Source organism: Acinetobacter sp. DMC2 (assembly GCF_056314305.1).
In genome coordinates this window covers 101731-124864 of the sequence record NZ_JBQUYP010000003.1, presented here as the reverse complement: position 1 = coordinate 124864, position 23134 = coordinate 101731, and the positions used below count along the sequence as shown (strand labels likewise).

Genomic DNA, 23134 nt, shown 5'->3' with positions numbered 1-23134 from the left:
ATAGGTGGGTTAAAACAATCCACCTATTATTATATGCAATCTTTTTCTCTCATCATTCAAATTTTTTTAGCACTTGCTTCCGGCTATTTTCTAGCACCCAAACTATCTTTAAATATCCAAAAGTTTATTTTTAAAATACTGCCCTATTTTTCTTATATTCTCTTAGCAAGTGTAGCTTTAGAATTAACACTAGCACTTGATCAAATTGAGAATCCTTCTGCCATACTTCCACCCGCTATTATTATTGCACTTACAACATCTTTTGGTTCTTTCTTTACCTGTTTATTGGCTTATACAATTTTTGATAAACAAAGTGTCAAAGGCAAAATTTCACTTCAACTTTTTGTAAATGCTTTAAAAAATATTGCAAAGGCCTTTCTTGCTTTAGGGGTCGGTGTTCTATTAGGAGCTATTGCCACTCAATTCAATTCACATATGGCCTTTAATAGTTGGTATTTATTACTACTATTTATTTTCCTAATTGGTATTGAACTTGCCTTCACTCATTTCAACCGTACGTGGTTAAGCTGGAAGATTTTAATTGTACCTTTGGCTGCATTTATCGGCTCATGTATAGCTGGCTTCTTTAACTACTTTTTGCTTAGCAAGCATTTTGCACTGAATGAAACGTTAGCATTAGCACAAGGTTATGGCTGGTATTCAATGTCAGGGATCTTATTTACGCAATTACACTCGGCAGAACTAGGTGGTATTGCATTATTAACTGATTTATTTAGAGAAATTGTGGCTATATTTTTAATGTATACAATGGGATGGCGTTTTCCACGCCCTGCTATCTCAAGTGCTGGCGCAACGTCAATGGATGTTACCTTAGCCATGGTAAAACAGTCATGTGGTACACATTATGTACCACATGCCATGATGAGCGGCTTATTATTAAGCCTACTCGCCCCGCTATTAATTAGCTTATTCCTAAATTTTTAAGCAATTGAACTAAGAATAGACTTCAACATTTCTGTTGGATTTTCTGCTTTAGTAATTGGTCGACCAATAACCAAGTGTGTAGAACCATCAAGCATAGCCTGCTTCGGAGTCACAATACGTTTTTGGTCGTCCGCATTTGAACCTTCTGGACGAATACCAGGTGTTACTAAAGAGAAGTCTTGTCCAATCAATTCACGTAGAGTTTTAGCTTCTTGTGCAGAACAAACCACACCATCTAATCCACTTTCTTTCGTGAGTTTAGCTAAGCGTTTTACATGCTCTACCGGCTCAATATCTAAACCAATATCTTTTAAATCTTCACGCCCCATTGAAGTTAACACAGTAACCGCAATTAATTGAGTTTGATAGTTACCTGCTTTTAAGCGTTCTACACAAGTTTCCATCATTTTACGGCCACCTGAAGCATGGACGTTGACCATCCACACTCCTAAATCAGCTGCTGCACAAACAGCCTGAGCGGTAGTATTTGGAATATCATGAAATTTAAGATCAAGAAAAACTTCAAAGTTTTGTTCTTGAAGTTTTTTTACAACAGATGGGCCTTCATGAGTAAAAAGCTCTTTACCCACTTTTACACGACATAAAGTAGGATCAAGTTGTTCAACAATTTTTAAAGCGTCATATTGGCTTTTTGCATCTAACGCAACAATGATACTCAAGAGACTTTCTTCCATCATATAAAATCAGCATCATTATAATAGACAAGTCATCAAGTAATAAAGGAATGTATAAGGAAGGCTTTCAAATTTAGAGACAATAATCTTATGGGGAATTATTTTTAGAATAAATACAAAGAAGAACAGGCTAATAAATTAAGGAATTTACTACTCTTTACTCGTAAATAAAGAGTAGTGTTCAAATTATAACGGAGTAGAGTTTTTATCTTGGGGATAAACATCTAAAACGGTTTTTTCATGTCTTACATTTGCAGCTGCCTCAGCTGCTGCTAATTGAGCACTTTGGATTTGTTCTTTTCTTAAATGGTCAATATCTTTACGCAGGCGTTTAATTTCCCAACCTTTTTGAAATACTCTGAAAACCTGCACACCTAATAAAAGACCAACCACAGTTCCTAGCACCAATGTGAGTAGCAATAATAAGCCTAAACGCATAGCTGGAACTTGGGTAAATAACAAATCAACAGACAGCTCTGTTGGATTTTGCAATACAAGGGCTAAAGAATAACCAAATACAACAATAAGCAATGCAATTAAAATATAACGCATAGGCACCCCGCTTATAAATTTTTATTTATTTCCCGGATTCGTTGACTGCATCACGCAGTGCTTTACCCGGTTTGAAATGTGGAACAGCTTTAGCTGCCACTTCTACTGATCTTCCTGTTTTAGGATTACGACCAACTCTTGGATCACGGTGGTGTAAAGCAAAGCTACCGAAACCACGGATTTCAATTCGATTATCAGTTGATAGGGCCTCTATCATTTGATCAATCATAATTTTAACCGCCTCTTCCACCAAAGGTTCAGCTAAGTGTGGGTTTTTCAGCGCAATGCGTTCAATCAAATCAGACTTATTAAGAGCTTCAGTAGTCATCTACGACCTCGTTATTTATTGCTACTCTATGTCGTCTGATAATAACCTGTTTAAATACAAAACGGTAGCGCAGTATGTTGAATACTAGGCTACCGTTTACAGTAATTTGTATAAAAAGTACAATTCCGTTACATGAAACTGTACTTTGTTAACCTATTACTTCATTTGTGCTTTAATCAAATCACCAATAGTCTTAGGACCATTTTCTTGATTTGTTGTTGCTGTACGCAAGCTAGCAACTGCTTCTTTCTCTTCAGCTTCGTCTTTTGCTTTAACAGACAAGTTGATAGAGCGAGATTTACGATCAACGTTGATGATTTTCGCTTCAACTTCTTGACCAACTTCTAAGAATTTAGTTGCATCTTCAACGCGGTCACGGTTGATTTCAGAAGCTTTAAGAGTAGCTTCTACTTCGTCAGCCAACTTAACAGTTGCGCCACGAGCATCAACTGCAGTTACAGTACCTTTAACTAAAGCACCGCGTTCGTTAGCAGCTAAGAAATCATTGAACGGATCGCTGTTCAATTGCTTGATACCAAGGCTGATACGGTTACCTTCAGCGTCTACAGACAAGATAACAGCTTCAACAGTGTCACCTTTCTTGTAACGACGAATAGCTTCTTCACCTTGCTCGTTCCAAGAAATATCAGACAAGTGTACTAAACCGTCGATACCGCCGTTCAAGCCAATGAAGATACCAAAGTCAGTGATAGACTTGATAGTACCAGATACTTTTTCGCCTTTCTCATGAGCTTTAGCAAACTCTTCCCATGGGTTAGCACGAGTTTGTTTGATACCAAGGCTGATACGACGACGTTCTTCGTCAACTTCAAGAACCATAACATCAACTTCATCACCAATCTGAACAACTTTAGATGGGTGGATGTTTTTGTTAGTGTGGTCCATTTCAGAAACGTGAACTAAACCTTCAACGCCTTCAGCGATTTCAGCGAAACAACCGTAGTCAGTTAAGTTAGTTACACGAGCTTTAACGATAGAACCTTTAGGGTAACGGCTCATGATCGCTAACCATGGATCTTCGCCTAATTGTTTAAGGCCTAAAGATACGCGGTTACGCTCACGGTCAAATTTAAGTACTTTAACAGTAACTTCTTGACCAACTTCAACAACTTCTGAAGGGTGCTTGATACGTTTCCAAGCCATATCTGTGATATGGAGAAGACCATCAATACCACCAAGATCAACGAATGCGCCGTAATCAGTAAGGTTCTTGATTGTACCTGTAACTGTTTGACCTTCTTCAAGTTGAGCAAGTAATGCTTCACGGTCAGCAGAAGATTCAGCTTCCATAACAGCACGACGAGATACAACAACGTTATTACGTTTAGCATCAAGTTTGATTACTTTAAACTCTAACTCTTTACCTTCAAGGTGAGTAGTGTCACGGATAGGACGAGTGTCAACTAATGAACCTGGTAAGAATGCACGAACAGGACCGATGTCAACAGTGAAACCGCCTTTAACTTTACCAGAGATAACACCAGTAACGATTTCGCCATCTTCAAAGATTTTTTCAAGTTTAGTCCAAGTTTCAGCACGCTTAGCTTTTTCACGTGATAAAACTGTTTGACCCATACCGTTGTCAAGAGCTTCAACAACTACGTCAACAGTATCACCAACCTGAACTTCAAGTTCACGTTGTTCATTTAAAAATTCAGCACGGTCAACAATGCCTTCAGACTTTAGGCCAGTGTCAACAGTTACCCAGTCGCTATCGATGTTTACAACAACACCTTGGATGACTGCACCCTTTTCAACGTTGAGGTTTAATTCACTTTCTTCAAAGAGGGCTGCAAAAGATTCGGTCATGATATACCTGATAAATTCAGCGGTCTTGGATCAGACAAGGCCGGTTTAGTTAAGTATCAACATAGTCTTTATAGACTGATCAAGCTATGCGTCAACTGATAATTCTATTTGCTAAATTGTACGGCTATCGACATAATCAACCATCAACTTAAATACCTGATCGATCGTTAATTCCGAACTATCAATGATATAAGCATCTTTGGCTGGCTTGAGCGGAGCAACTTCTCGCTCCATATCTCTTTTGTCACGCGCCTGTATATTAGCTAAAATGTCGTTTATTTTAGCATCTAGGCCCATGCCCTGCAACTGTTTTACTCTTCGCTCAGCACGCGACTCAGCCGAAGCAGTCAAATAAATTTTTGCATTTGCTTCTGGAAAAATAGCTGTAGCCATATCACGGCCATCTGCAACTAAGCCAGGTTTTTGTGCAAAAGCTCTTTGTCTCTCAAATAACGCCTGTCTAAGTTCGGGAATTGCAGCAACTTTCGATGCATATTCACCCACACGTTCTGTACGAATTGTTTGAGATACATCTTCGCCATCTAGAAAAACTAGAATGCCTGCTGGGGAAGTTTCAAATTTAATATCTAGTTGACGTGCATATTGAATACATTCTTCGAGTTGACTGTCTAATTTCTCTAATAAATCATGTTTATGTAATGACAACCCCAACAAACGATATAAGGCACCAGAATCAAGTAAATGATATTGATAATATGCTGCAAGTTTTGCTGCCAATGTTCCTTTACCCGAACCACTCGGACCATCAATAGTAATAATTTGAACTGTCATTGAACTCTCACTAAGAAGCAACTGCTTTAGCTAATCTCGAAAAGCCTAGTGTAATGGCTAGTTTTAGCTGTGCAAGGATTAATTTACTCACCACTGGAGCTTTTGCCGTTAACTCGATGCGATATGTAACTAAAGTTATGTATGGGGTGATTTCAGAAAACTCTATTCGACCTAAATGGTGTTTAATCAAAGGATTGTCTATTAATTTATATTCAATACTTTTATTTTCTTCAAGCAAGGTAATTTCTTCTTTAATTGGCTTAATTGGACCAAACCCCATACGACGAACTGAACCTAAACCATCAGGTCTTTTAGAATCTGCTGAGTCTTTCACACGTACGACTTGTAATGGCGCAAAAGCAGTATTGTAAGTTGCATGTTTAGAAAGCAAATTAAATACATCACTAAGAGGAGCATTAAATTCTTTTTTTACGGTAATTACATTACGCATTGAATATTCCTTATTAAAAAACATGACAGTAAAATTGCGTTAGTTTGCCATAAGCTCATGCTACTTTTTAATCATTTAAGGACGTTTTCTGTTGTTTTTCTTGTTTCTTTTGCTCGCGTCTTTGTTTAAAAAAATGACTGAGTTGTTGGGCACATTTTTCTTGTAAACAACCTTGTTGAAAGGTAAATCGATGATTGTAATAACCATCTTGTAGTAACTGACGAGCACTTACCAATGAACCCGCTTTAGGTTCTGTTGTACCAAAAACCACATGTTTGATTCTTGCATGTACTAATGCACCTACACACATTGTGCATGGCTCAAGAGTGACATATAAAGTCGCATCGTCAGGTAATCGATAATTATTTAATGATAAGCATGCTGCACGGATAGCTTGAATTTCTGCATGTGCAGTTGGGTCTAACAAACTAATTGGAGCATTATAGCCAGATCCGATCACTCGATTTTGGCTTACTACAATCGCACCGACAGGAATTTCACCATGTTGTGCAGCTAATTCAGCTTGCTCGTAAGCAAGCTGCATCCAATATTCATCACTAAATTCAGTCATGTATTTTAGGTGATCACACCGTGTTGTCTAAGTAACGCATTCCAGCTATCTATTGAAGTCACTGGCGGACAATCAGCTAATATGCCTCTTAAGCTTAAGTCTTCACATGGCTTCCATTCTGGCGATAAATCTTTATCAACCAAGCGTGCACGGACACCTTCTACAAAGTCAGGATGACGAATTTTCCACTCAGAAATCTGAGCTTCAAGATCAAACACTTCATCCCAAGAGTGTATCTGCTTGCCCCATTGCCACAGCAACCAAGTGATTGCCGCAGTACTAGGAGATCCTTTTTGTAAGTTCTCACTCGCTTGGCGTAACCAGTCACTGCTCGCATCACGCAAGCTCACAATAGCTTGATAATCTTGTTCAAAATTAAAACCGCGACAAACGCTATGAATCACGTCTAGCGAGTTCTGTAATGGACCTGCCGCAACCGGACGATGCAAACTATTTAAAGTATCATCAATTGCGCGGAAATCCCCAGCAGGATAATGAGCCCAATTAATATTTAAAACTTTTTGCAAAACATTATCACGTTGTGCTTCACAAATATGTGTAGCCCAACCGATGCTATATGCCCCAGCAGCTGTCATGATTGAACCAGTTAAACCAGTAAACAAGCCTATTGGACCACGATCTGCTAAGAAGCGGCTCGCCCCTACATCCGGATATAAACCAATATTAATTTCAGGCATTGCTAAACGAGAATATGGAGTTACTAGACGGAATGGTGCAGCCATAAACAAGCCCAAACCACCACCCATAACATAACCTTCGCCCCAAACAACTACAGGCTTAGCATAATTATGTAAGAGTAAATCTAAAGCATATTCTTGCTGGAAAAACTTATTCGCTGTGTCTACTTCTTGGTTTATAACAAGTTGACGTAATTTTCTAACATCACCACCTGCACAAAAAGCTTTTGGTGTAGTTGAATCTAACCAAATTGCTTTAACGCTCTCATCATCACGGAAATCTTCAAATACTCGTAATAATGCCGTTACGATTGATTCATCTAAAGCATGCAATGATTTAGGACGATTCAAACGTACTATACGCCAGCCGTTTTTTGCTTCTTCGACCACCAAGTCCGGGTGATAGTTATTTAGATTGGGAGAGTTCATCATGCGTCCAATTGCCAGTCTATGGGCTCAATGCCATGTTGTTTCAAATATTGATTTGTTTTTGAGAACACTTTGCATCCAAAAAAACCACCTCTGTTTGCAGCAAGGGGCGATGGATGTGCAGCGGTTAAAACCAAGTGTTTATCTCTATTTATACGTTGTCCTTTGCGCTGTGCATAAGCACCCCACAAAATAAATACTACATGTTCTCTTTGCTCATTCAGGACATCAATAACTTCATCCGTAAATGCTTCCCAACCTTGCTTTTGATGGGAGGTTGGCTGTCCAGCTTCGACAGTAAGCACGCTGTTCAGTAAAAGTACGCCTTGCGTAGCCCATTTCGTTAAGTCGCCATGACGAGGAGCAGGAATACCCAAATCTGTATGTAATTCATGAAAAATATTACGTAAAGATGGTGGTAATGCAATACCTTTTTGAACAGAGAAACTTAATCCATTTGCTTGGTTTGGTCCATGATATGGATCTTGTCCAAGAATAACGACCTTCACATCAGCCAATGGTGTCGTGTTTAGAGCACTAAAGATTTGTTTACTCGGTGGATATATTATTTTTTGTGCTTGTTTCTCTTGAAATAAGAAATCGCGCAAATTATCCATTTGAGGGCTTAACAAAAAAGGCGCTAAAGATATTTTCCAGCTTTCTTCTAATTGAACTTTACTGAGTTTATCTTGCTGTTGCTCAGTTAATTGCATTAATGTCATCCTAGATCAATTTTCAATTCTACAAATACTGTGAGTAATTCGACTTATACTTCGACTTGTAAATCAACTTGAGGATTATTAAATTTAATCCCATTTTTCAAGTCTTCATACATTTGAGGATTTGCCCACTCTATCTGAATTTGTTCTGAAAAAACAATTCCATCGAGGCTTAAAATCCCCATTTGTTCATTTTGAATATCTTCAATAAAGCTTTGTGCATATCCAGTATCAGTCTCATGAACAATAACTGAATAAACCTCAACATCACCTTCCCCATTTTGAGTGATAGTTGATTGTAAAACTTGCTGAGCTAGATAAAAGAAAATACGTGAAAATTGTTCAGCCGAAGGCGAAACAGGTAAAGAAATCCAACGAGCACTAAAAGTCTGACAAGCATCAATGTATTGAGAATCATCTTTTTCCCAAAAACAGATTGCATGATCAAAGCTGTCAATAAGATCTTTTATTACCCCTTTTAGAAGCCCAAAATCATAAACCATTTGTCCATGATCTAATTTCGAAGCTTTAAGCAATAATTCGACTTTATAGCTATGTCCATGAATTGATCGCTTACAACGATCCGATGTACAGTTACGTACAACATGTGCATTTTCAAACTTAAATAACTTACGAATTAACATGTGCCAAATCGATCATTCCTTCTAGGAACATTATTATAAAGCAAAAGACGAAAACTTCGCACCACTTTTCAATTAGAAACAATTAGCGAAAAGTATGATAAGACTTGTGAAGAAATATTGAAGATAAATATATAGAAAATTTATCTTCATTTTATTCAGTGATTAGAAAAGTTTATAACCTTGACTTTTCAACAATACGACAAATACAAATAAATCAAAATTTTTCAATTAGTTAAATGGTGACATGTTTCTAGAATAAACATAAACCTGCTTATCATTACGCATTAGTGCACTTGTAAATTGTCTTTTCCGATTATTTAGCACGACCTCAATTTGTGCTTGAAAAAAACTCGACTTTACATCTAACAAGCTATTCACCTCAGTTCTCTTTTGAGTGTCGACTGTTGAAAAAGCATTCAATTGCCATAATTCATCAATATTTTGAAAGAATTTTAAATTTTGTTGGCGCATCTGGAGCTCTTTTTCTACCGCCCCTAAATCTAATTTTGGATCAATACTCGCTAAAACTAATGGCGAGGCTGTATTAATATTCACTTTTGTACTTTCAGGTAATGCAGAAATATAAGGAGCAATTAAATCATATTTCTTACCGTCAAAACCTCTTACTAATTTTAACTCTTCAATACGATGAAATTTAGCATTTGAAGCTAAATAGCTAGGATCAAGACCTTCATAATAACTGCTTTCAGCACCCATAGGCCCAGATGGTTCGTCATCTGGATCTTGCCAATCAATAACTGCTTGACTTAATTCTGCTGGCAAGCCTACACGTACAAGTAATCGCTCAAACCAATTTTTAGCAGCTTCGTTTACCTTACCTTCATTCGTCGTCAAATTGTTTAGGTTAAATTTGCCTGAGTCATCCAGTAAACGTCCTGATACTGTTCCATCTTCTATTGGAAAAGGTGGCATGGGTTGTGCCCATGTTTCTTTTAAATGATCAATGCCACCAGCATTGTTTGCATCTTGAATTAATAATTCAGAAAAAAAAGCCTCTGCACTTTTTGCATAGAGTAATGACTGATTTTGACGCATCAAATAACCAGTATTTTCCATCGTATTGGTTTGATGCTTTGCAATAGAGGCAGCTAAAATTGTAGCCAAAGCAACCATAATTAGAATGGTGAGCAAAGCAACGCCTTGCTGGCTTTTTTTATAATGCAACACTACCCCACTCCTTTATTGGAGAGCGATAAATCACCTTGATTTAAGCTATAAATCCACTCATAACTTACACCAGCAACTGTGAGCTGTATTTTTATTCCTTTCGGCAGCTTTCTAAATTCTTCAGGTTTAGTGGGATCAATATTAATTTCTGGCCACTTTGTCACTTCTTGAGGCGTTAGTACCATAATTTGAAATTGTTCAACTTGGCTTAACAGCGTACTTGATAGTGGTTGCTCTCTGTTTGAAGTATTTAAATTACTATATTTAAGACGATAAAGCTTTTTTTGATCAGGATCATATTGATATTCAATACGCTCAAAAGGTGATAACCCTTGTTTTAAGGGATCAGTAACACCAGCCTTACTAAAATGAAGAACTTGATTATCAAGTTCTAAGGCTGGACGTAATTGCCCGCCTTGATTAGCTGATACAGGTATAATCTGTAATGTATCTCGCAAAACTTGTTGATAAGCATCTTGTAATTCGAATAACTGTACTTCGTGTTGTGCATTACGATCACGGACTTTTAATAAATAATCAAAAATCTTCCACCCCAACAAAGATAGAACAGCAAAAATTGCAATTGCTACTAAAAGCTCAACTAAAGTAAATCCTGAGCGAGGATTAACAAAGTGAAGCTTTGTCTGAGCGCAAGACGAAGAGCTTTGCTCGGAGTAACCTCTCATCATCTGCTCCGATCGTGCCGTAAGACGAGAAGCTGGAGTTCTCGAGCGAACATATTTATTTTTTATCATTATTTTGCTTTCATTGGATAATTAAAAAATACCAAGTGGGTAATACCATTTTGAACTTTCCCTTTATCAGAATCATATAAGCTAATTTGCAAATCTACTTTCTGAACATTCGGGCTGACTGTAGATTCAGCAGATTTATCAATCTGCCAGGTTTCACCTTGAGAAGTAACTTGCTTACTTTGAGTACCTTGAAGCCATTCTTGATTTATCTCCATTAAGGCAACTTCATTCATTGCTACAAACTGAGCTTTTGTTCTAAGAATTGCATTTGAGGTAGATTGGGTATATTGCATGGCTACTTTAGTTAACGCGACGGCAGCTACCGCAAAAATTGCTAAAGCTACCATTACTTCTAATAGAGTAAAGCCTTTAGATTTCATTTATTTTACCCAAATGATCAATTTGTATTTCTGAACCAATTGGTTTTTGTTCAAAGTAAAACTGTATTTTAACTGTTTTAGCTTCACCATTTCCAAACCAGATTAACTGCGGAGCCTGCCCGCCCACTAAATCTGTATTTTTAGCTTTTGAATAGGTTTGGCCATCTAGAGGTTGTACTGTAAACGATACATGTTTAGGCAATTGGCGCGTAGTAAATTCTGGGTATTTCTGCCAACGGTTTTTTAAATCTTGTACCTGTAATTTACTCTGATCGTGGTATTCATATAGCTCATAAGAAAATGGAGAAACGTCAGTTTCACTCATAGTAGATAGAGCTAAAACACGAGACTGATCAAGTGACTCTTTACCAATTTTATGTGCATCAAGCAAAAATAACTCTCTTGCTTGCATCGCTTTCTTTTGGTCAACCCCACCTATATTGAGTACAACAAGCGAGGTCATAATCGTCATAATAACAATCACCACCATCACTTCAATGAGGGTAAAACCTTTTTGTGATTTAGGCGGTGATTGAGATTTCATATCGACCTATTAAGCATATTGTTCAACAGTTTGTTTAGGTAAGGCTAATGCCTGATCAATATAAGCCACTCTTAAAGTGTCCCGTGAACCTAAATAGCGTTGGTAAAAACTTGAGTTGAGAATAGCTGCTGCACCATGAGTTAACGACCAAATAGAAGCCAGATAATCTCGAGTTGTCATATTGCTTTGAATCGATTCTAAATAGTGATCTGTCATGCGAATGATAATTCGTAATCGTTGTTTACGCACTTGATAAAGCTCATTAAAAAGGTGATGCACACCTTGAGCTGTAATCGAAAGTTTTTCCTCAATTTGATGAAATAAGACTGTCCGTTCAGGATGGTGTAAATGATGCAGCATAAAAAAGGCCAAATGTTCTGGAAAGGCCTTTTCAGTATCTTGAACCATTTCGAGTAACATACGTTCATTACGAATAATCAACAGCATGTACAATTCATCTTTACTTTGAAAGTGTTTGTACAAAGTTCCTTTTGCTAAATCAAGCTCAGCAGCCAAGACATCAAGTGTCATTCCAGCTTCGCCATTTTCTAGCAATAATTGCTCCGCAACCTGAAATATTAATACTTCTCTTGCTCGGAACTGAGCCTGACGATCCATCTTCACGCAATTACTCTCTTATATAGTTTCTATAAATTAAATCGCTTTTAGCAAGTTCTCAAAATTTTGTGAGGTGATCATTGCAATTTCCTCAACCGATTTATCATATACATCGCTGAGCGCTTTGGCTACATAAGGTACATATTTTGGTTCATTTGTTTTTCCACGGTATGGAACAGGTGCCAAATAAGGGCTATCTGTTTCAATTAAAAGCCGATCTAGTGGCACTTGTTTAGCTACATCACGTAAGTCTTGTGCATTTTTAAATGACACAATACCGGAAAAAGAAATGTAATAACCACAATCCAAAACAGCCTTTGCTGTTTCCCAATCTTCGGTAAAACAATGCAAAATTCCATGGGTAGAGTTTTCAGCACGAATAATATCTACCGTATCATGCTTTGCTGAACGAGTATGAACGACAACTGGTTTTTTTACAGTTTTCGATGCTTGGATATGTCTTGCAAAACATGCCTTTTGCTCTTCAACAAAATCTGTACTGTGATAGTAGTCCAGTCCAGTTTCACCCAGAGCCCATACTTTTTTCGACTGAGCCAATTCAATCAAATATTCGGTCGTGGCACGAGCCATTGTATCGGCATCTTCGCAAGGATGAACACCTACTGTATAACCAACGTCTTCATGTCTCTTTGCAATCTTTGCCAGTGCAATGTGGTCATCAAGATCAACGGATATTGCCATAAATTTAGACACACCTTCTGCCCGCGCTGCTGCAAGCGCAAGGTCCAGATCGCCGTTATAAGGCGTTAAATCTAACATCGTTAAATGGCAATGCGTATCAACAAACACTTTTCTATCCTATTTGATTACATGGTATAACTTGGACGATCTAGAGACATACTACCAGCCAAAACTCTTTCTGCCTCAGCTTTATAGTAAATTCCCTTATCCCCACTTAATTGAATAGCAAAACCTTGAGGTTTAAATCCACTCTGCTTGTGCGATATCCAGATCACCTTACCAGTAAGAGGAATCTTTTGAGACTGCTCAGGCAAAGTAGCTAAAATGAAAATTTCTTGTCCCATTTTTACTTTTTGTTTTGATGGTACAAATAGGCCTCCACCTTGCACATATCCCATATAGCTTGCTTGTAAAGTAGCTCTATCAGGAATATTTACCTGAATAATCCCCCCCATTTGCGGCTGCATAATCTTCCCCTTAAATATTCATTAACGTTATAAACAATTGATCTATAATAAGTTGACTTTGTACATTTTGCTCAACAAGCTTTTTTGCTTGTTGTAGTTCACTATAAATATTGAATAAGCTTTCTAAATCGTAATATGGAATTAATTGATCAAAATTTAAATCTGTATTTTTCTGCGGTTGATTTAGCTTGACACAAATTAAATCTCCCAACAAGTACTCAAAAAGTCCAATAAAATCGCTAAAACTTAATTCTTTTTGCCATTTTCCTGAGAAAAATAAAGGCATATTTTTTTGAGCTACAATTTTTAGCCAGTCATTTAAGAAACTCTGTCGTTTAGTAAACCAATCACTTTTTGCAATTTCTATGGCTTGTAAAGGCATATCATTAGATAGACCAAGCAATAAATTAGGTTGTACTTCTGCAATTTCAGATAAATGCTCATTCAAATATGAAGTAGCCTGCTCATATGAAATGCGATCTAAAGCAAAGTGCTGCAATCGGCTACGAATAGTGGCTGGTAATTTAAGGTAGTGATCGGCTAATAAAATTAAAACAACACGCTCACCTGGTTCTTCTAAGGTTTTTAATAGCGCATTTGAAGATGCCAAGTTTAGAGCTTCAGCAGGTTCAATAAGAATAACGCGCCAACCCTCTCCTGTTTGTTGCACAAAAGGCAGTAAATCTCGAATCTTTTCGATTTTTATTTTTGCATTTTGCTTTTTATTTTCTTCATCTGTTGTGATATGGACATAATTTGGATGAGTATCCGATTTTAACCATTGGCAACTGCTACACTCACCACAAGCACCCTGAGGTTGCTTATTTAGACAAAGTACCCACGCCAAAAAATGCTTAGCAAAAGCATGTTTCCCACAGCCTTCCTTGCCATAGAATAATAGGCCATGTCCAATATTGGGAAACCTTGTTGTTAAGGTATCCCACGTTGTTTTCTGCCAAGGATAAACCATTGAAGTTACATTCGGATTCATTAAAAATTAACGCTTATTCAAAAGATTCGACAGGCATATTATTTAAGCGATCAAGATCAGCTTGAGTGTCCACACCAGGTGGTAAATTTGCTTGAGCAACAGCAATCGCAATACGATGTCCATTTTCTAAAACACGTAATTGTTCAAGACTTTCTAATTTTTCAAGCTTACCCATATCCCAGGTCACATATTCTTGCAATAAGCTCACTCGATACGCATATAAACCTAAATGACGAAATGCTTGTGTATGTAAAGTCGGTTCTTCATGTTTAGCTCCATCCCGATCATAAGGAATAGTTGCTCGGCTAAAATATAAAGCTTCATTTTGTTTAGACATGACGACTTTTACAATGCTATCGCGCTGAAATTCATCTAAGCTATGAATAGGCTCGCACAACGTCGACATTGAACAATTTGGTTTATCAACCAAAAGTTTTGCAACTTGCTTAACAAGTTGGGCTGGTAATAAAGGTTCATCTCCCTGAACATTTACAATAATGTCATTAGAATCCCAACCCTTAATGCGCGCAACTTCGCTTAATCGGTCTGTTCCTGATGGGTGATCAGGACTCGTGAGAACAACATCTATACCATCTGAACGGCAAATCTCAGCAATACGCTCATCATCTGTTGCCACACATAGATCATCAAAACCTTCGACTTTTTTGGCTTGATCCACTACACGTAAAATCATAGGACGGCCATGAATAAGCAACAAGGGTTTACCTGGCAAACGCGAACTTGAGAAGCGTGCTGGAATGACGATGTGTTTCATTTTTTCTTCCTAAGATAATTGGATATCAAGTTGTTGCAGTTGCTGCTTTAAAACCTGATAACACTCTACAGACAGAATAGCTTTAACAGGAACAACCCAAATAGGCTGTTTAAATTCTGGATATTTTTCAAGCAATGGCAATAATTTAACCGCATCTTTTTCAGTTGTAATAAGTGGCAGTTCATCATTAAAAATTAAATCATCGATTGAGTAATCATGATGATCACGAAACGCATGTTCTTGAAATTGTTTCAGGCCTAAACCTTTAAGTGTTTGATAAAAACGCTGTGGAAAGCCAATACCCACTACAGCATGATAATTACTTTGAGGATTAAAGCCGTGTTCGGCCCTTTGCGAAGGATTGAGTAAATATGGCTGTCCAGTCTCAAGATGCATATTTAATTTTGTAGTTGGTTTATATGTATGTTCAATTACTGTTCCAGTTTCTAAACGCTCAATTGGCTCTCTCAAATATCCTTCAGGTAATAGTTTTTGATTTCCTAAACCTCGATTTTGGTCGAGTACAATCCACTCGATTTGTCGTCCCAATGCCCAATGCTGCAAACCATCATCACTAATAATTAAATCTAGTTGTGTTGATGCTAATAAAAGTTCTATTGCAGCCTGCCTATTAGGACCTACTGCCATTGGTACACTTGTTGATTGAACAATTAATGCAGGCTCATCTCCAACCTGAGTTGCTTGAGCACCCGAAGTAACCAACATTGGAAAAGGACCTGTACCACCATACCCACGGCTAATGACCCCAACTTTGACATTATGCTGTTGTAGATAATTCACCAGTTGTATTAATAACGGAGTTTTTCCACTTCCGCCCACGGTAATATTACCAATCACCATGACAGGTACAGGTGCCTTATAAACTTTCTTTAAACCCGCAGTATAAAAATTACGATTTAATAGAAACCCAGCACGATACAAACAAGATAATGGACGTAAAGCAATCAACCAACTCGATTGCTTATTCCATGCATTCTGGATCAGCTGGGCCAATGACATGCTTAGTTATCCTCAAAATTACGCTGATGTAATTGATAATAAGCACCATGTTTCTCGAGAAGCTCTTTATGAGTCCCTTGCTCAACGATTTGTCCTTGATCCATCACTACAATACGATCAGCATTTTCAATTGTTGATAAACGGTGTGCAATAACGATTGTTGTACGATCTTGCATCGCTTCATCAAATGCTTGCTGAATAAAATGTTCAGATTCATTATCGAGAGCACTTGTAGCTTCATCTAAAATTAGAATTGGAGCATTCTTTAAGATTGCTCGAGCAATTGCAATTCGTTGACGCTGACCACCAGATAGGTTTAAACCTTGTGCGCCTAAAACAGTGTCATAACCGTTTGGCAAATTCATGATGAAGTCATGTGCATAGGCTGCTTTTGCCGCTGCATAGATTTTTTCATCTGATGCACCTTCCAACTGACCATATGCGATATTTTCACGAACAGTACGGTTAAATAATATAACCTGTTGATTTACCATTGCAATTTGCGTACGCAGGCAAGAAAGTTCAATATCATTAATTGGCAAATCATCTAAATAAATTTGTCCACTCGATACTTCTTGGAAACGTACCAACATATTAACTAATGAACTTTTACCAGCTCCTGAACGACCAACCAATGCCACTGTTTGACCTGGGAGAATATCTAAAGAAAAATCTTTAATAGCTGCCACATCATCAGCATAATTTAATGTCACATGATCAAAACGGATTGCCCCATTTAATTTAGGTTTCAATTGACCGTTATTTTGCTCTTCAGGTAAATCTAGTAATTCGAAAACAGAATGAGCTGCTGCTAAACCACGTTGTAACTTTTCATTAACATCAGTCAAGCTTTTAACAGGTTTTGCTAACAGGCCAGCTGCAGTAAGGTAAGCTACAAATTCACCAGCACTTGTATTACCTAAAATCTGAGGTCGTAAAGCTAACCATACAATAAGGGCCATAGCACAAGCCATTACGACCTGAACAACTGGACTATTCAGGTTTTGCACAATCACCATTTTTAAACCACGTTTTAAGTTCTCTTCCGATGACTTATAAAAACGTTTTTGTTCAGATTCTTCACCAGCAAAAGTTTTTACTACAGCATTACCATTAATACTTTCCTGAACAACATGGTTCACATCACCCATTGTATCTTGAACTTGTAACGAAAGCTTTCGCATACGTTTCGAAGCTTTACGTACCAATACACCAATTACTGGTAAAAACACAAAAACGCATAAGGTAAGACGCCAATTGGTATAGAACAGATAGCCTAATAGTCCAATAGTAATCATCCCATCCCTAACAATGGTTCTTAATGATTCCGAAGAAGCAGCTGTTAGCTGTTCAACGTTATACATAATTTTGGCGGTAATATGACCAGATGAATTATCTAAGTAATATTGTGCTGGGAGTTTTAAAAGTTTCGCATAAACTTCCTGACGAATACTAAAAACTAAACTACGGGAAATCACCGCAGTATAGTAACCGCCCATAAATAGGCCTAAGCCGCGGAAGAATACTAATAAAATAATTAATAACGGGAACCAATCCAAATCTGCTCTACTACTGTTTTGGATTGCATCAATAATAAATTTAATCAATTTAGCAACGGAAACTTCTGTTGCTGAGTTAATACCGAACCCGATAAGTACTAATAAGGCCACGCCCCAATAAGGTTTTAAATAGGCTAAGAGACGCGTATAAACCTTAAAATCTTGATTCACTCAGAAAAACCTCTAGAAGGAACTTTGGTACTAATATTGATGTTAACAAAACCGAGTTGTCCTGCCACATCCATAACGCGAATTACATCCTGATGAGACGCTTTGGCATCCGCAGCAATGATGAACATAAAGTCACGGTGCTCTTGAGCAACTTGCTTAATTGCAGTACTCAGATCAGCAACCTCTTTAGATGAAAGCGCTTGACCATTCACAGCATAATGACCAGCAGAGTCTACCACGACTTCAATTTTATGATCGTACTGTTTTGGTGGAACACCTTGTGCATCTGGTAATGTTAAATTGATGCGACTTGGCTGATTAAAAGTGGTCGACAACAATAAAAAAACCAAAATGAATAACAAACAGTCAATCATAGGCGTTAAATTGATATGAATGTCTTCAACTTGAGAACGTTTAAACTTCACTTGGCATCCACCTCTTAACCAACACGGCGGTGTTCAGCTAAAGGCGAAGAGCGCTTATAGAACAATGAAGCATGAAACAAGGTCGATTGCTGTTCTAATTCAGCAATATAATCTTGCACTACTCTTTGGAAATAGCGATAAGCAATTAGAGCAGGAATTGCAATTAACATTCCCACAGCTGTAGTAATTAATGCTTTAGAGATACCAGGGATCATTAAACTTGGACTACCAGCCGATCCAAAATCAATCACAAGAAATGATTCAATAATTCCCACCACAGTGCCAAGCAATCCGAGTAACGGCGCTACAGCACTTAAAGTACCCAAGAAATTAATATTTTTTTCTAAATAGGAAATTTCTTGAGAAGCTGCAACTTCCATTTGCGCACGAGCAAATTGCTCGCCCTGTTCGCGATGCTCAAAGCCTGCTTTTAAAATGTGTCCCAATGCACTATTTTGCACTTCTACATTTTGTTCTAAACTTTCCACTATATCTTCAGCTCTTAAAGAGCTCTTACCGCTTAATGCTTCGGGTAGAACTTGTGAACGTCTTAACCGAACAAAACGTTCAATACTGATCGCAACAGTTAAAATTGAGCATAAAATTAAAGGCAGCATCAACCAGCCACCCGCTCTCACAAGTTCCCACATATGTTCTTCCCCAAGAATATAAAATTAGAAATACATGACCCAACTGCAAATTATTCTGGCAAGCAAATATTTAAAATGCCATCTAACTCATCCAAGGTATGGTAATGAATAACAAGTTTACCTTTACCTTTTTGGTTATGATCAATTTTTACATTAGCGCCAAAACGCTCTGATAATTTCTGTGTCAATTGCTCAATATCTGGTGCTACAGGTGCTTTTTCCTTTTCCTGCTTAGGCTCACTTCTATCACGCACCAATTGCTCTGTTTGACGAACGGACAATCCTTTCTCGATTACAATTTTAGCAACTTCTAATTGATCTTTACCTTTCAAGGTCAAAATTGCTCGAGCATGCCCCATATCGAGCTGCCCTTGCTGCATGAAATCTTTAATATCATCAGCTAAACTCAATAAGCGCAGTAGATTACTGACAGTAGTACGTGCTTTACCAACTGTGTCAGCAATTTCTTGATGACTTAAACCAAATTCATCATGAAAGCGTTGTAGAGCTATTGCTTGATCAATTGGATTTAAATCTTGACGCTGAATGTTTTCGATTAACGCTAATGCAATTGCAACCTGATCATTTAAGTCACGAACAATTGCAGGAATTTCAGTTAAGCCCGCAAGTTGAGCTGCACGCCAACGACGCTCACCCGCAATGATTTCATATGGATGTGTTTCATCATCAACTGGACGGATTACAATAGGCTGCATCACGCCATGTTTTTCAATAGAAGATGCTAACTCTTGTAAATCATGCTCATGAATAAAACGACGTGGTTGATATTCACCACGTTTCAGTAAATTCACATCAATTTGCTTTAACTGTCCGTGGTCTAACGCCTGTGCTTCCAGTTGTAGTTTTTCTTTTTGAATTGAACCAAGTAATGCATCTAAACCACGTCCTTTAGCCAATCCGCGTTTTTTGATGCTCATACTTTACTTCCTTTCTTCACTTTACTTCTCTTTAACATCTCAGCTGCAAGATTTAAGTATGCAACTGCACCTTTAGAACTTTTTTCGAAATAGATTACAGGCAACCCGTGTGCTGGTGCTTCTGCTAAGCGAACATTTCGTGGAACAACAGTATCATAAAGTTTTTTGCCGAAATATTGCTCTAGTTCTGCAGACACATCACGTGTTAAAGCATTTCGTGCATCGTACATCGTACGTAATACACCAATAATTTCTAAATCAGGATTGAGTGCTTTTTGAATACGATCAATAGTCTGAGTTAAATCAGCCAAACCCTCTAGCGCATAATATTCACATTGCATTGGAATAATTACACTATCTACAGCCGCCAAAGCATTGACAGTAATCAAACTCAAACTTGGAGCACAATCCACAATGATATAGTCAAATGAGTTTCTGATTTCATTCAAAGCATTCTTTAGAATGAATTCACGACCTTCCTGCTCTGCGATAGCGAGCTCTACACCTGAAAGCTCACGATTAGAGCCTAGAACTTTATATCCAACTTCTGCTTTTTGAATGGCTGTTTCAATTGGAACTTCGCCAAGAAGAACATCTGTAATTGAATACAAAAGATCGTTCTTTTGAATACCAGACCCCATCGTAGCATTACCTTGTGAGTCCATATCTACAAGTAATACACGTTTTTTTAATACAGCTAGAGACGCTGCAAGATTTACTGCAGTCGTTGTTTTACCAACACCACCCTTTTGGTTTGCAATCGCAATAATTTGAGCCATGGTAACCTTAATACTTTTTATTTAGATACGTTGAAGTAAAAGTAAATGACGTTGTTCATCAAGTCTTGGTACGCGCAGTTCAATCACTTTACATGAAAAGTCCTGCTTGAGCTGCTCAATTTCCTCAACTGGCACTACACCTTTCATCGCTGCGATTATACTGCTCTGATGAAGGTATGGCTGAGCTGCATCTACAAAGTCCGTTAAAGAAGCAAAAGCTCGACTTGTTATGACGTCAAACTGGCCAAGCTCATCAATTGTATCTTGATTCTCAACACGTGTTTGCACTGCCACAACGTTACTCAATTTAAGATCAGCAATAAATTGCTTCAAAAAACGAATTTTTTTACCATTAGAATCTAAAAGAACACATTGGCGTTGTGGCTGACAAAGAGCAATAATCATGCCAGGCATTCCACCACCTGTACCCACATCAAGCAATCTACCTTCAGGTAAGTCATTTAAAATACTTAGACTATCCAACAAATGCTTCACTAACATTTCTTTCGGATCACGAATTGCTGTCAGATTATATGCTTTATTCCAAAGTACCAAAGCATCTTGATACTTTAACAATAATGCCAAAGCTTCATCGCTAAGCGATAAACCTAATTTTTGACTACCCTGTTGTAACTCTTGAAAAAACGGATGCATAAACAGATAACATCTAAGTAAAATTTAAAACAAAGTATACCCATTTATGCATCGTGGAACACTAGTTAACGATTAGGGATTACACACTTAATCGTAGAAGCCTTCACGAATTTGCAAATCTAGCTCCAATAAACGCTCAGGCGTTCCCACATCTACCCATGCACCTTTAAGCTTTTCACCAGATATTTTTTGATTGTGCATTGCTTGCTTCAACAGTGGAGCTAAAGGACGTTTACCAGGTTCCAATCCATCAAAAAGCTTAGGATGGATAACAGACACACCACTAAAAGTGAGGTTCTCACCCGTCACATCTTGATCAAATGTAAAAGTGCGCCCATCCAATAATGTAAAGTCGCCTTCAGGATGCTGCTTAGGGTTATCAACCAATACAAGATGAGCTAAATCATCATTTAACTTAATATGGGGTAGAGCTTCAAAATCCATTGTGGTCCATACATCTCCATTCACCAGAATAAACGGATCTGTTCCAAGCAGTGGCAAAGCATTAATAATTCCACCCGCTGTTTCTAGCCCCTCATCCTCTCGTGTCCAACGGATATCCACACCAAATTGCGAACCATCACCTAAGCTACCGATGAGTTTATCGGCCAACCATGCAGAATTGATGACGATTTCAGTTACACCAATTTTCTTAAGTTTTTCAATATGCCACACAATTAGCGGCTTACCACCAACCTCAAGCAGAGGCTTTGGTGTATATAGCGTAAGTGGACGCATACGATTACCTAAGCCAGCAGCAAGAATCATTGCTTTCATTATGCTGCTACCTCATAACTACCATATTTCTCGATAAATTTAGGCATTACTACGTTATTGATAAATACCATAAATTCTTCAAGTTCAGCGTAACCACGACTTTCTTCAAGTAAATACCACATGACTCTCGGTAAGTCTTTTAAGTATCCAGACTTACCATCACGCTCAAACAGACGAACAAAAATGCCAAGAATTTTAATATGGCGCTGAATAGCCATTAAATCTGCATCACGCTTGAACTGCTCAAAACTGCGATTCTGTTTAGCAGATTCAGGCAATAAGTCATAAAAGGTTCTAAACCATTGATAAACATGCTCAGCATTCCATTGAACATATGCATCACGTGTAATCGAAATTAAGTCATATGTATCAGCACCAATAACAGCATCTTGGAAGTCGATTACTCCAAGCTCTAGTTCATTTTCAATTTTCATCAGATTACGACTGTGAAAATCTCGGTGTACAATAACTTGCGGTTGGGCTACTGCGGCACGAGCCAAGAACTCAAATGCGTCATCAATCGTTTTTTTCTGCTCAGCAGTCGGCTGAATAGCAAGCGATGGCAACATCCAGTCTGTGAGTAACTGCATTTCCAACATTAATTTTTCGTAGGAATAAGCTGGAAACTGGTTAGTCCCATCAATAGATTGCAATTGAATAAGTTGTTTAAAACTTTGTTCATAGTATTTATCAACTGTTTCATCATTTAATAATGTAGACAACAGCACATCACCAAAATCTTCCAATAACAGAAAACCTTGAGCCAAATCTTTCGCGACGATCTGAGGTACGCGTACACCATGGCCTGCAAAAAATTCGTCAATGGTCACAAACGGAACACAGTCTTCTTTTTCTGGAGGGGCATCCATGAGCATATACGTTTTATTTTGTAACTGGATACGCGCATAACGTCGGAAGCTTGCATCACCTGCTAAAAAAGCGATCTTAAATTGATCATTTTTAAGAACAGATGTAAGCCATGTATATATCAATTGTTCACGTTGTGTATTCATTTGCAATAAAATCTAAAACAAGCTGAGATTTTTGAAGGGTTAAGTGTAGCCACTTATAAACTTTTTCTCTATGA

General features: G+C 37.8%; 29 protein-coding genes. 1 reads left to right on the top strand and 28 read right to left on the bottom strand.

The window, feature by feature from the left end; genetic code table 11:
• The first annotated feature begins 33 nt into the window (after positions 1 to 33).
• Positions 34 to 945 (top strand): LysO family transporter, encoded by a 912-nt coding sequence (locus ACT53H_RS07405; protein ID WP_476008945.1) that lies wholly within the window; start codon positions 34 to 36, stop codon positions 943 to 945.
• Here the strand turns inward: ACT53H_RS07405 and pyrF are convergent.
• The 28 genes from pyrF to ACT53H_RS07265 form a co-directional block, all read right to left on the bottom strand.
• Entirely contained in the window at positions 942 to 1640 is a 699-nt protein-coding gene (gene pyrF / locus ACT53H_RS07400) for an orotidine-5'-phosphate decarboxylase (protein WP_476009115.1), read from the bottom strand. The genes ACT53H_RS07405 and pyrF overlap by 4 nt on opposite strands.
• A 186-nt stretch (positions 1641 to 1826) precedes the next feature.
• Complete coding sequence (locus tag ACT53H_RS07395) at positions 1827 to 2192, bottom strand: lipopolysaccharide assembly protein LapA domain-containing protein (protein ID WP_004792713.1); 366 nt, start codon at positions 2190 to 2192, stop codon at positions 1827 to 1829.
• 25 nt (positions 2193 to 2217) lie between these two features.
• Positions 2218 to 2520, bottom strand: a complete 303-nt coding sequence (locus tag ACT53H_RS07390) for an integration host factor subunit beta (RefSeq protein WP_003651488.1) — start codon at positions 2518 to 2520, stop codon at positions 2218 to 2220.
• Between the two features lie 156 nt (positions 2521 to 2676).
• On the bottom strand, positions 2677 to 4350 hold the full coding sequence (gene rpsA, locus ACT53H_RS07385; protein ID WP_004792715.1) for a 30S ribosomal protein S1: 1674 nt from the start codon (positions 4348 to 4350) through the stop codon (positions 2677 to 2679).
• 111 nt (positions 4351 to 4461) lie between these two features.
• Positions 4462 to 5142 (bottom strand): (d)CMP kinase, encoded by a 681-nt coding sequence (gene cmk, locus ACT53H_RS07380; RefSeq protein ID WP_476008944.1) that lies wholly within the window; start codon positions 5140 to 5142, stop codon positions 4462 to 4464.
• Between the two features lie 10 nt (positions 5143 to 5152).
• Positions 5153 to 5593 (bottom strand): SRPBCC family protein, encoded by a 441-nt coding sequence (locus ACT53H_RS07375; protein WP_013198075.1) that lies wholly within the window; start codon positions 5591 to 5593, stop codon positions 5153 to 5155.
• A 67-nt stretch (positions 5594 to 5660) separates the two neighbouring features.
• Positions 5661 to 6164 carry a tRNA adenosine(34) deaminase TadA gene (tadA, locus tag ACT53H_RS07370; protein ID WP_174759072.1) on the bottom strand — a complete coding sequence of 168 codons (504 nt, stop codon included), beginning with the start codon at positions 6162 to 6164 and terminating at the stop codon, positions 5661 to 5663.
• Positions 6165 to 6169: 5 nt separating this feature from the next.
• Positions 6170 to 7294 (bottom strand): enoyl-CoA hydratase/isomerase family protein, encoded by a 1125-nt coding sequence (locus tag ACT53H_RS07365; protein WP_111853773.1) that lies wholly within the window; start codon positions 7292 to 7294, stop codon positions 6170 to 6172.
• On the bottom strand, positions 7291 to 8004 hold the full coding sequence (ung, locus tag ACT53H_RS07360; protein ID WP_004792723.1) for a uracil-DNA glycosylase: 714 nt from the start codon (positions 8002 to 8004) through the stop codon (positions 7291 to 7293). The genes ACT53H_RS07365 and ung overlap by 4 nt, the downstream gene beginning before the upstream one ends.
• 53 nt (positions 8005 to 8057) lie before the next feature.
• Entirely contained in the window at positions 8058 to 8654 is a 597-nt protein-coding gene (locus tag ACT53H_RS07355) for a 6-pyruvoyl trahydropterin synthase family protein (RefSeq protein ID WP_004792725.1), read from the bottom strand.
• Positions 8655 to 8882: 228 nt separating this feature from the next.
• The gene (gene gspK / locus ACT53H_RS07350) at positions 8883 to 9842 is read right to left on the bottom strand and encodes a type II secretion system minor pseudopilin GspK (RefSeq protein ID WP_174740068.1); all 960 of its coding nucleotides are present in this window, start codon (positions 9840 to 9842) and stop codon (positions 8883 to 8885) included.
• Complete coding sequence (gene gspJ, locus ACT53H_RS07345; protein ID WP_476008943.1) at positions 9842 to 10597, bottom strand: type II secretion system minor pseudopilin GspJ; 756 nt, start codon at positions 10595 to 10597, stop codon at positions 9842 to 9844. Before gspJ ends, gspK begins: the two co-directional genes overlap by 1 nt.
• Positions 10597 to 10977 (bottom strand): type II secretion system minor pseudopilin GspI, encoded by a 381-nt coding sequence (gene gspI / locus ACT53H_RS07340; RefSeq protein WP_004792732.1) that lies wholly within the window; start codon positions 10975 to 10977, stop codon positions 10597 to 10599. Before gspI ends, gspJ begins: the two co-directional genes overlap by 1 nt.
• Positions 10967 to 11521 (bottom strand): type II secretion system protein, encoded by a 555-nt coding sequence (locus ACT53H_RS07335; RefSeq protein ID WP_476008942.1) that lies wholly within the window; start codon positions 11519 to 11521, stop codon positions 10967 to 10969. The genes gspI and ACT53H_RS07335 overlap by 11 nt, the downstream gene beginning before the upstream one ends.
• A gap of 9 nt (positions 11522 to 11530) precedes the next feature.
• The gene (locus ACT53H_RS07330) at positions 11531 to 12139 is read right to left on the bottom strand and encodes a TetR/AcrR family transcriptional regulator (RefSeq protein WP_034591080.1); all 609 of its coding nucleotides are present in this window, start codon (positions 12137 to 12139) and stop codon (positions 11531 to 11533) included.
• 36 nt (positions 12140 to 12175) lie between these two features.
• Positions 12176 to 12949, bottom strand: a complete 774-nt coding sequence (locus ACT53H_RS07325; protein ID WP_476008941.1) for a TatD family hydrolase — start codon at positions 12947 to 12949, stop codon at positions 12176 to 12178.
• 17 nt (positions 12950 to 12966) lie between these two features.
• Positions 12967 to 13308 carry a PilZ domain-containing protein gene (locus tag ACT53H_RS07320; RefSeq protein ID WP_003651467.1) on the bottom strand — a complete coding sequence of 114 codons (342 nt, stop codon included), beginning with the start codon at positions 13306 to 13308 and terminating at the stop codon, positions 12967 to 12969.
• A 10-nt stretch (positions 13309 to 13318) separates the two neighbouring features.
• Positions 13319 to 14299: a DNA polymerase III subunit delta' gene (locus tag ACT53H_RS07315; protein WP_476008940.1), complete on the bottom strand. Its 981-nt coding sequence runs from the start codon at positions 14297 to 14299 to the stop codon at positions 13319 to 13321.
• Positions 14300 to 14312: 13 nt separating this feature from the next.
• Positions 14313 to 15074, bottom strand: coding sequence for a 3-deoxy-manno-octulosonate cytidylyltransferase (gene kdsB, locus ACT53H_RS07310; protein ID WP_474769877.1), 762 nt, complete (start codon positions 15072 to 15074; stop codon positions 14313 to 14315).
• 9 nt (positions 15075 to 15083) lie between these two features.
• On the bottom strand, positions 15084 to 16094 hold the full coding sequence (gene lpxK, locus ACT53H_RS07305) for a tetraacyldisaccharide 4'-kinase (RefSeq protein WP_476008939.1): 1011 nt from the start codon (positions 16092 to 16094) through the stop codon (positions 15084 to 15086).
• Positions 16095 to 16096: 2 nt separating this feature from the next.
• The gene (gene msbA / locus ACT53H_RS07300) at positions 16097 to 17824 is read right to left on the bottom strand and encodes a lipid A export permease/ATP-binding protein MsbA (protein ID WP_174728425.1); all 1728 of its coding nucleotides are present in this window, start codon (positions 17822 to 17824) and stop codon (positions 16097 to 16099) included.
• The gene (locus ACT53H_RS07295; protein WP_004642621.1) at positions 17821 to 18249 is read right to left on the bottom strand and encodes an ExbD/TolR family protein; all 429 of its coding nucleotides are present in this window, start codon (positions 18247 to 18249) and stop codon (positions 17821 to 17823) included. Before ACT53H_RS07295 ends, msbA begins: the two co-directional genes overlap by 4 nt.
• Before the next feature lie 14 nt (positions 18250 to 18263).
• Positions 18264 to 18899 carry a MotA/TolQ/ExbB proton channel family protein gene (locus ACT53H_RS07290; protein WP_174739156.1) on the bottom strand — a complete coding sequence of 212 codons (636 nt, stop codon included), beginning with the start codon at positions 18897 to 18899 and terminating at the stop codon, positions 18264 to 18266.
• A 50-nt stretch (positions 18900 to 18949) separates the two neighbouring features.
• Positions 18950 to 19837, bottom strand: a complete 888-nt coding sequence (locus tag ACT53H_RS07285) for a ParB/RepB/Spo0J family partition protein (RefSeq protein WP_005304694.1) — start codon at positions 19835 to 19837, stop codon at positions 18950 to 18952.
• Positions 19834 to 20616 (bottom strand): ParA family protein, encoded by a 783-nt coding sequence (locus ACT53H_RS07280; protein WP_003651453.1) that lies wholly within the window; start codon positions 20614 to 20616, stop codon positions 19834 to 19836. The genes ACT53H_RS07285 and ACT53H_RS07280 overlap by 4 nt, the downstream gene beginning before the upstream one ends.
• Before the next feature lie 21 nt (positions 20617 to 20637).
• Positions 20638 to 21270 (bottom strand): 16S rRNA (guanine(527)-N(7))-methyltransferase RsmG, encoded by a 633-nt coding sequence (gene rsmG, locus ACT53H_RS07275; RefSeq protein ID WP_003651451.1) that lies wholly within the window; start codon positions 21268 to 21270, stop codon positions 20638 to 20640.
• A gap of 87 nt (positions 21271 to 21357) precedes the next feature.
• Positions 21358 to 22047: an N-acetylmuramate alpha-1-phosphate uridylyltransferase MurU gene (murU, locus tag ACT53H_RS07270; RefSeq protein ID WP_174739159.1), complete on the bottom strand. Its 690-nt coding sequence runs from the start codon at positions 22045 to 22047 to the stop codon at positions 21358 to 21360.
• Positions 22047 to 23060, bottom strand: a complete 1014-nt coding sequence (locus tag ACT53H_RS07265; protein WP_476008938.1) for an aminoglycoside phosphotransferase family protein — start codon at positions 23058 to 23060, stop codon at positions 22047 to 22049. The genes murU and ACT53H_RS07265 overlap by 1 nt, the downstream gene beginning before the upstream one ends.
• Positions 23061 to 23134: the final 74 nt, after the last annotated feature.